The 8,644-nt window shown below is 50.5% G+C and carries 7 protein-coding genes; 2 read left to right on the top strand and 5 right to left on the bottom strand.

Features of this window, described 5'->3' with window-relative positions; genetic code table 11:
- Positions 1-846: hypothetical protein (locus QE270_RS00945; RefSeq protein WP_300033940.1), on the bottom strand; the 846-nt coding region annotated here is incomplete at its 3' end.
- A 365-nt stretch (positions 847-1,211) separates the two neighbouring features.
- Here QE270_RS00945 and QE270_RS00940 point away from each other — a divergent pair.
- Entirely contained in the window at positions 1,212-2,006 is a 795-nt protein-coding gene (locus tag QE270_RS00940) for a DUF4239 domain-containing protein (RefSeq protein ID WP_300033938.1), read from the top strand.
- Between the two features lie 244 nt (positions 2,007-2,250).
- Here the strand turns inward: QE270_RS00940 and QE270_RS00935 are convergent, their stop codons facing one another.
- A complete protein-coding gene (locus QE270_RS00935) occupies positions 2,251-3,612 on the bottom strand; it encodes an adenylate/guanylate cyclase domain-containing protein (RefSeq protein WP_300033936.1) in 1,362 nt (453 codons plus the stop codon).
- Between the two features lie 563 nt (positions 3,613-4,175).
- On the opposite strand from QE270_RS00935, the gene QE270_RS00930 reads away from it, so the two are divergent.
- Positions 4,176-4,592: a DoxX family protein gene (locus QE270_RS00930; RefSeq protein WP_300033934.1), complete on the top strand. Its 417-nt coding sequence runs from the start codon at positions 4,176-4,178 to the stop codon at positions 4,590-4,592.
- Between the two features lie 63 nt (positions 4,593-4,655).
- On the opposite strand, the gene QE270_RS00925 is transcribed toward QE270_RS00930, so the two are convergent.
- From QE270_RS00925 to QE270_RS00915, 3 genes are all read right to left on the bottom strand, one after another.
- Positions 4,656-5,402, bottom strand: coding sequence for a sulfite exporter TauE/SafE family protein (locus QE270_RS00925; RefSeq protein ID WP_300033932.1), 747 nt, complete (start codon positions 5,400-5,402; stop codon positions 4,656-4,658).
- Between the two features lie 24 nt (positions 5,403-5,426).
- Entirely contained in the window at positions 5,427-8,156 is a 2,730-nt protein-coding gene (gene secA / locus QE270_RS00920) for a preprotein translocase subunit SecA (protein ID WP_300033929.1), read from the bottom strand.
- An 87-nt stretch (positions 8,157-8,243) separates the two neighbouring features.
- Complete coding sequence (locus tag QE270_RS00915) at positions 8,244-8,516, bottom strand: hypothetical protein (protein WP_300033927.1); 273 nt, start codon at positions 8,514-8,516, stop codon at positions 8,244-8,246.
- Positions 8,517-8,644: the final 128 nt, after the last annotated feature.

Raw genomic sequence — 8,644 nt, 5'->3', positions numbered from 1 at the left:
GGATGCAGCTATAAATATCACAAACAGCGGAACGAAAATCATCAGGGCACCCGCTTGGATCGTTTCGTGGTTCAATTTCACATTAAAATGAATTTGTGAGTAGTCGACTGAACGGTCATCTGACCGTTTGGCGGGGAGTTCTTCAGCGTCCATACTGATGAATGACCAGTGGCCGTGAATGAAATCATCAGGCTTAGTGGGGTCCTGAAACTCAAACGCTTTCAAATTATAAACCAGTTCGCTTCGATCCTGCAAAAATCCAGTCATAACGAGATCTAGGTCAACAGTTCCGAAAGGATAGAATGCGAGGTTGCTTCTAAAATTAGGAAAGCTGTCAAACTTTTCATAATAGCGGATCCGGCCATCTGGCCAAACAGTGAGTGATACCACTCCGCTTAAGCGTTCCTGCCTTTCATTGCTAATTTCAAAAACGGGCTGCCAGATTTGCTTTAATAATTCGCTGGCCGCATCGGCATTGAGATCGCGCGGACGATTTGGATGGTCGGGATCAGGCGTGAAAGCGAGACGAGGATCCCGCCATTCCACAACCATCTGACCGACAATTTTATAGTTTCCAGTGTTAAGATCGATGCCGGAGATGTCATCTATGAAAAACGAAACATCTGCCTGAATTGGTTTGTCCGGATTTGGAGATCGCTGAAGATCGCTTGTTAAGGAAAGTTGCGGAGACGCTGCAATCTTAGACGATGAGAAACCAAAAATCAGAACCACGGTGAGGATGGTAAGTTTGGAAAACTTGATATTCGCTTTCAACACTTGTTGCAGATATAGCAGCAGTGGAACCTTGAAATAGGACGAACGGGGAAGGCATTTCTCTGCTTTCAATAAACTTCCGCCCACCGACTTGCCCCCATATTCTGTCTAACCTTGATACATATCTATGATATTCCAGATCTACGTATGTGGCAACTTTATAGCCCTACTGTAGATACATTCTTTATACCACGGGTACGGCTAGCGTTCATGTTTGATATGGTCTTAGTATAAATGGGCTAGGTAACGGAAACATATATAAATAGGGCTTGCAACACGCAAGCTCGCCGAATAAAAAAGGTCAAGGTTGCGGTCAAATTTCCGTTAAATCCGGACGTCACGTCTCTCAAATGTTCAGACGACGTCCACGGGCCATTAGAACGAACGGATCGTCCCAATTTTTGCGTGACTGCCAGAAATTTCTCAGGAGTAAACCTATGGACATCTACGACTTTTCAGACTTCTGGATTTCCAGGGGCATCGTATGGTTTTTCTTGTTTATCGCGGTTGTTGGCTGTCTTTTGATCGGGCGGCGGTTCGACAAGTTTTTCAAACTCAATTCTGACACCAATGACGCGATCGGGGCATTTTCGGCCGTCGCGGGTGTGTTCTATGCAATTTTGTTTGGCTTGGTCATTATTTCCGTTTGGGACACACACGAAAAGGTCAAGGACCTGGTGCAATCAGAAGCCTCTTCACTGAGGCAACTGTATAGCTTGACGGTCCTTGCCGACCCAAAGAGCGCCCATCATCTGCGGGATTATGAACGCGAATATGCGCAAGTGGTGATCAACAAAGAATGGCCAGCGCAGCGCGCAGGTAACAATGATCCATCGCAATATTTGGAGGGCTATAAGGTCTTAAAAAAAATCCGTGAGGATGCGTTGGCCCTTAATCAAGGAGGCGGAAACGCCAGTGCCTTAGCGCAAAATCTTAGCGATGCGATAGACAATTTGACCGCGGCCAGAGATCAACGAATCTCTAAAGTTGACGCAGGAATACCGAAAAATCTTTGGACGGCTTTGCTTGTCCTTACGGGAGTCAATTTAGTTTTGCTTTGGCTAATCCGCATCGAGAACATCTTTTTGGACGTCATCTTGAATTCAGCCGTGGGCCTAGTAATCGGCGTTGTCTTCGCCTTTTGCTTGGTCATTGATCATCCTTTCAAAGGCAATACGAGCATCGATTCATCCGCGATTGAAACTGTTTATAAATACGAGATGGGGGGTTAAGTGGACCTTGCGGTCGCGCGCCCTGTGGCTTTCTAGGATATGTCTGTCGTCAGAACATTGGTCAGGATAGCGACGCAGATTAGCGGAGCTTTAGGATCCGAATACCCCTCAGGGGCATCGTCGTCAAAGGCCCCACTTCAGTGGGCAAGGAAGCAGAAACTGATCTGCCCCCTTCGCGGTGGTTCAGTTATCTTAGCGCAGCCTGGGGAGAGCCTTTTTGTATACTGGGGCATTTAAAGAAATTCTATTTTGATGTCATTTGCCATACGCCTGACCAGTCAGTGGGGGCGGATTGTCGCAGGCCAGGAATGCGAGATAGCAATGTGCGGCTCGGGCCATCATCCGGTGAACGCACTAATGCCGCCTTAAATGCGGTTTCTGCCTTAGACCAATCCGCGCGCTTGTAATGCTCAAGGCCTTCTGCAAACACGTCGAACAGGGCTCTTTTGTCTGCAGCGAGATCACCGGCCATAGCAGCAAGCTCATAGATTTGCAGGGGCTCATCTCGGCCTACAACCTTAATTTCATCGATTAAGCGGGTTTCAATGGCTGATCCAGCCGCGGCGTATGTCTCATGGTCAATTAACACATTGGTGCCATAGACTTTGTTTGCAGCTTCCAACCGCGATGCCTGATTTACAGTGTCTCCCATCACGGTAAAGCTGCGGGCAGTTTCCGATCCCACACTTCCGACTACGACCTCACCTGTCGACAAGCCCGCCCTGAAATTGATGTTAGGAACGTCGCGGCGAAGTCCGACGATATCCGGGACACGTCTGTTTAAGGCATCAAGCAACGCCAACTGCTCGAGTGCGGCGCGGCAGGCAGATTCCGCCTGACGATTGGGATCGGAGAACGGAGGAACCCAAAATGCCATGATGGCATCGCCAATATATTTGTCGATGATACCCGAATGTTCACAGATGGGCTGAGACATAGCCGAAAAATAGGCATTCATAAGGTCAACAAGCGTGCTTGGCGCTAGTCGCTCAGCGATTGCAGAAAATTTGACGATATCCGAGAAGAATAGGGTTGCTATCTGTTTTTCGCCGACCGACGAATGCTGTGCACCATCAAGGAGCCCCGCCACGATCCGCGGATCTACATATTGTCCGAATTTTTCTTTGATACGATCCTTCTCGCGTAAGTCCTCGAGCATAGCGTTGAAGGCATGGGTCACGTCACCAATCTCGTCACGCGAGGTCACCTTAACATGGGCTTGATCCAGAAAGCCGGCGGCTACCGCACGTGCACCAGCCCGCAGGCTTACTATTGGCCGCGTCAGTCCGCGCGACACCAGAAACGCCAGCATAATGCCAACCAATGTGGCAAAGCTCATCATGGCAATAGTTACATTTAGCGCGATCTCCTGGTTCTCGATAGTGATCCGTGATTCGGTTTCTCCGAAATTATTAATTTCCATGGACATGGTATCGGTGTGCCGAAAGACCTGATCAGCTTGAAGTTTGGCTTTGTCCATCTGAGCCGCATCTGCAGATAGCGTGCATGCGTCCAGGGTCATCTGGAATAGACGTTTTTCCTGATACGTAAGCTCATCTAACATTGGTTCCAGCCGAGCCAGCGCAAGCTTGCTTGTCTCCGTCACTGAAAATATTTTGCCTGTGATGAGATATTGCTTGGCCTGCGTCAAAATTTCTCTGGCGTGTTTTGACTGCTCCTTAGTCTCATTTGTACATATTGCGGTCGCCGCCTTGTCCGGTGTCTTAGTTAGATAATCAGCGGTAGTTTTCTGCGATTGAACGACGGTTTTTAACGAGGAAAGTGACAGGGCAAGCGGGAAAATCGATTCCTCGAGTGTTCTAAGCTGGCGATGTACCCGTTCAGTTAACAGTGCAGACCAGATAGTTGTCCCAAGCATCATAAGCAGAAGGCCTACAGATATGCCAAATATTTTAAACCTAATGGATCTAAAAAATTGAAACATAAATTACTGATCCTTATGTATTATTTAGATGCATTATTGTGACCGTCGTCAAATTATTTGAGACTGTTCGCTGCTTAAAACAGGTGCGTGTTTGGGTTCATTCGGTTAGTTGATATTATGCCGCAAGCTTGCGGAGTTGCAAGCGCCGATATATCTAGTTTCGTCAATCTGACGTCAACACTGCGGAGCATATACGTAACGTGCAACAATCAAAGAAGCCGTTCATGGCCACATTTATCCACCCGCTGCTCGCAACCACAGGCCGCGTACTCCTTGGGCTTTACTTCATACTTCCCGGCATAAGTAAGATACTTGGGTGGGACAACACGGCTGCCTTGATGACAGAAAAGGGGATGGTGTTGGTTCCCGTCTTCCTAGCTCTCACTATCGTGCTTCAGATCGGCGGCGGCCTAGCACTGGCTCTGGGCTTCTGTACAAAGCTCATAGCCTTTGTGCTGGCAGGCCTCACCCTGATCATTTCCGTGGTAATTCATAACTTTTGGGCCCTTGCTCCGGGGGAACTTCAGACCGCCCACGAGCTACAAAACTTCGTGAAAAACCTGGCCATCATGGCCGGGCTTCTAGGCTACGCCGGCTTGGGCGCTGGGCCTTGGAGCCTAGATGCCCGCCGTGGCGCCTAATGGCTGCGCCTAGTGCTCCCCGTCAGAACATTTGGCACTGATGCACACAAAGCCGTCGCGCCACTAGGCTGAACCATAAGCCTGCCACAGCAATCTCAAAGCCGCATAGCCCACCAGCAACGCGGTTAAGGTGCGCAATAGCTGCGGCGATAGGTAGCGCATACCGAACAGGCTGCCCAATTGTCCTCCGACCAACACCGCGCCAAGCAACAGGCCATATTGCATCGCTGGTTCGGCAAGCGCTTGCGCACCCGATTTAATGATTTGGCCAAATAGCCCCGCGGCCGAGTTTATCAGAATATAGAGCGACGCAAATGCCGCGATCCGGCGCGCCTCTGCCCAACGGATGAGATGCAGGACAGGTGCCATGAATATACCGCCACCGATGCCCGACAGACCCGCCAGCAGTCCAACACCGCCTGAAATAACCAATAACATCGGCTTGGATACGTTGCGCGGCGCCATCTTGTCCGCTTGCATGAAGAGGGCGATAGACGAGGCCAACAAAGCCCCGCCCAATATTGTTAAGAATACGACTTGTTTTAATGGGACCAGCCCCCCTGCAAATGCAAGTGGCGCCGATATCAAAAGCAAAGGCAGCACCTGCAGCCATGACACAAGCCCAGCCCGCACGAAACGGATGCTGCCGCCTGTAACGACGATGATATTGCAGAAAAGCGCAATGACCGGGATCAGGCGATAATCAACGCCCCATAAGGCGAGCAAGGCAGTATATGTTGAGCCTCCGCCAAAGCCCACCGAGGCGTAGACCAAAGCAACAACCCCAAAAAGGCCGGCTAACCAGAGCATATGCGCCCTTCCCTTATTGCCGCATCAATACGCGCCGTGACAGTGCTTATACTTCTGCCCCGAACCACATGGGCACGGATCATTGCGCCGCAGGTCTGGATCGCCAGCATAAGGGTCATTTAATCCCGAAGCGATTGCCGGACGCGCTATCTTTGTCGTCACGAACCCCGATGAACCAGCATCAATGTCGTCGCTATTATCTTCACCAGTAAACGGATCGATATGCGTCGTCAGAAAATCTGGCAGTGCAGGCAAGTCCGGTGGAACGAATTCTTCTTCAGCCCGGAAGTCATTTGTCGCGATCGTCTTCGTCACACCTTCACGAATGGCGGACAACATCCGCTCAAACAGACCAAAGGCCTCTTGTTTATACTCGTTTACTGGGTTCTTCTGCGCGTAGGCGCGCAGATAAATAACCTGACGCAAGGCATCGAGCGTGGATAGATGTTCTTTCCAGTGATGATCAAGCGTCTGCAGCAATATGCTCTTTTCAACCTGCCGCCAGACGGCCTCGTCAAGCACAGCGCCCTTCGCTTTGAACTTGGCATTCGCCATTTCCGACAAACGGTTTTCAATGGTTTCCGGATCAAGTCCGTCTTCCTGTATCCAGCTATCAATATCTGGGGCAAGGCCAAGCAATTCAGCACATTTTTGCTTGAGGGACTCAACGTCCCATTGTTCCGGATAGGTAGCCTCGGGGCAGCAATCGCCGACAATGGTGTTCACGGTGTCGTTAAGCATGTCCTCAATGATATCATCGACGCCTTCGGAATCCATGATCTCGCTGCGCTGATCATAGATAACCTTGCGTTGATCATTCATAACATCGTCATATTCAACGAGTTGCTTACGAATGTCGTAGTTACGCGCTTCCACCTTGCGCTGTGCCGTTTCGATTGCCTTCGATAGCCACTTGCCGCCAATCGCTTCCCCGTCTTCCAAGCTTGAGTTCATCATCCGCGAGAACAAAGTCTCCGAACCAAAAATGCGCAGCAGATCGTCATCAAGCGACAGATAGAAGCGCGAAATGCCAGGGTCACCTTGTCGTCCCGAACGACCGCGCAACTGGTTATCGATGCGGCGGCTTTCATGGCGCTCGGTAGCAAGAACGAACAATCCGCCAGCGTCTATCACCTTGGCTTTCTCAGCCGCAATTTCGGCCTTCAGCGCGTCGATAGCGGCTTCACGTTCTTGCCCCTCGGGCATGTCGCGCAATTCATCTTCAAGGCGGAATTCAAAGTTACCGCCAAGCTGAATATCCGTTCCACGGCCAGCCATGTTGGTGGCGATTGTTACACTATCCAAACGCCCCGCTTGGGCGACGATACGTGCTTCACTTTCGTGGAAGCGTGCGTTCAAGACGCTGTGCAGAACGCCTTCTTTCTCCAAAAATTCTGAAAGCAGCTCGGACTTTTCAATGGACACTGTGCCCACCAGAACGGGTTGGCCACGATCATTGGCTTCTTTGATCGTCTTGGCGATTGCACCGAATTTGTCTTGCGTGTTTTTGTAGAACTGATCGTCCTCATCAATGCGCTGGACTGGCACGTTCGTTGGTATTTCAACAACGTTGAGCTTGTAGATCTCGTGGAATTCGCCTGCCTCAGTTGCGGCGGTTCCCGTCATACCCGACAGCTTTGGATACATGCGGAAATAATTCTGGAATGTAATGGTCGCCAACGTCTGGTTTTCTGGCTCAATCTCCATGCCTTCTTTCGCCTCGACGGCTTGGTGCAGCCCGTTCGACCAGCGGCGTCCGTCCATCATACGACCGGTAAATTCGTCAATAATGATAACTTTGCCTTCTTTCACGATGTAATCAATGTCGCGTTTGAACATCACATTGGCTTTAAGCGCTTGGTCCAAATGATGCACGACCAGCGTGTTTTCATAGTCATACAGGTTCGAACCCGTCAGCAAGCCAGCGCCTTCCAACATACGCTCGGCTTTTTCCGTGCCATCTTCGGTCAGCGTCACATTGCGGCTTTTTTCGTCTTTATCATAATCGCCCTCGTCCAGTTGAAGGACAACGGCTTGGACCAGCATGTAAAGCTCTGATTTATCGTCTGTTGGACCAGAAATAATCAACGGCGTGCGTGCTTCATCAACAAGGATAGAATCAACCTCATCGACAATTGCGAAGTTAAATGGACGCTGCACCATTTGCGCACGTTCATATTTCATATTGTCGCGCAAATAATCGAAGCCAAGCTCATTATTGGTTGCGTATGTTATGTCGCATTCATACGCGGCACGACGTTCATGTTCTTGAATGTTGGGCACAACAACGCCCGTAGTGAGGCCGAGGAAGCCATATATACGGCCCATCCATTCGGCGTCGCGACGGGCCAGATAGTCGTTCACGGTCACAACATGGACGCCCTTGCCCTCAATTGCATTAAGGTAGCAGGCCAAGGTTTCGGTCAAGGTCTTACCTTCACCCGTACGCATTTCCGCAATCTCGCCGCGATGCAGAACAACACCGCCGACCATCTGCACGTCAAAATGGCGCATGCCCATAACGCGCTTTGATGCTTCCCGCACTGTAGCGAAGCCCTCAGGCAAAATATCGTCGAGCGTTTCGCCGGCTGCCAACCGATCGCGGAATATCTGTGTTTGGCCCTTCAACCGGTCATCATCCATGGCCGATATTTCGTCCTCAAGCGCGTTGATCTGGTCAACGATCTTCATGATCGATTTAACGTAACGGTCGTTCGACGACCCAAAAATGGCTTTGGCAAGTCCGCCGAGCATAGATAATTCCTTTGAAATATGTGAGACACGCGCACGTTTGGCACGCGCTAGTTAGCTATGAAACGCACCACAAAGGGCGCAGAAAGTCTAACCTAAGATGATATCGTGCCGGTCAACAGGCGTATCTGGCGTTACGGTAATCGGGTTAGCATCACCGACGGCGGGTGCAAGTGACGCCCGTGCCTTCGCTGTCTCACGGACCACAGGTTCGCAAGCGGCAACAGCTTCAAGCCCAGCCGCAGCAACATAAGCCTGCGCAACTGCTGAATCCACTGATGCTGACGCAGAAGATACCGGACGCGCCGCCTCGGCAGCGGAAAATCCGCTCATCATTGCCAGTAAATAAATCAGTAAACGCATATGTCGCCTAGTTATGTGCCTGTTGCATATAGGAGGGCAAAGCCTATCCGTCTATCCCGAAGCGACATGTTTTGGGTGCATTGTCGGTTGCGCCAAAAGCGGACAACAGATAAACGACATGCTACATC

It is taken from the genome of Sphingorhabdus sp., assembly GCF_029865925.1.
In the GTDB taxonomy this organism is placed as follows: Bacteria; Pseudomonadota; Alphaproteobacteria; order Sphingomonadales; family Sphingomonadaceae; genus Sphingorhabdus_B.
The sequence above is the reverse complement of the archived record's forward strand: the minus strand, read 5'-3'. Positions and strand labels throughout refer to the sequence as shown.

What these genes read in the sequence shown, in the direction of transcription:
- QE270_RS00940 (WP_300033938.1), top strand. Translation starts at nt 1,212, where the DNA reads ATGGACATCTACGACTTTTCAGACTTCTGGATTTCCAGGGGCATCGTA.
- QE270_RS00930 (WP_300033934.1), top strand. Translation starts at nt 4,176, where the DNA reads ATGGCCACATTTATCCACCCGCTGCTCGCAACCACAGGCCGCGTACTC.
- QE270_RS00925 (WP_300033932.1), bottom strand. Translation starts at nt 5,402, where the DNA reads ATGCTCTGGTTAGCCGGCCTTTTTGGGGTTGTTGCTTTGGTCTACGCC.
- secA (WP_300033929.1), bottom strand. Translation starts at nt 8,156, where the DNA reads ATGCTCGGCGGACTTGCCAAAGCCATTTTTGGGTCGTCGAACGACCGT.
- QE270_RS00915 (WP_300033927.1), bottom strand. Translation starts at nt 8,516, where the DNA reads ATGCGTTTACTGATTTATTTACTGGCAATGATGAGCGGATTTTCCGCT.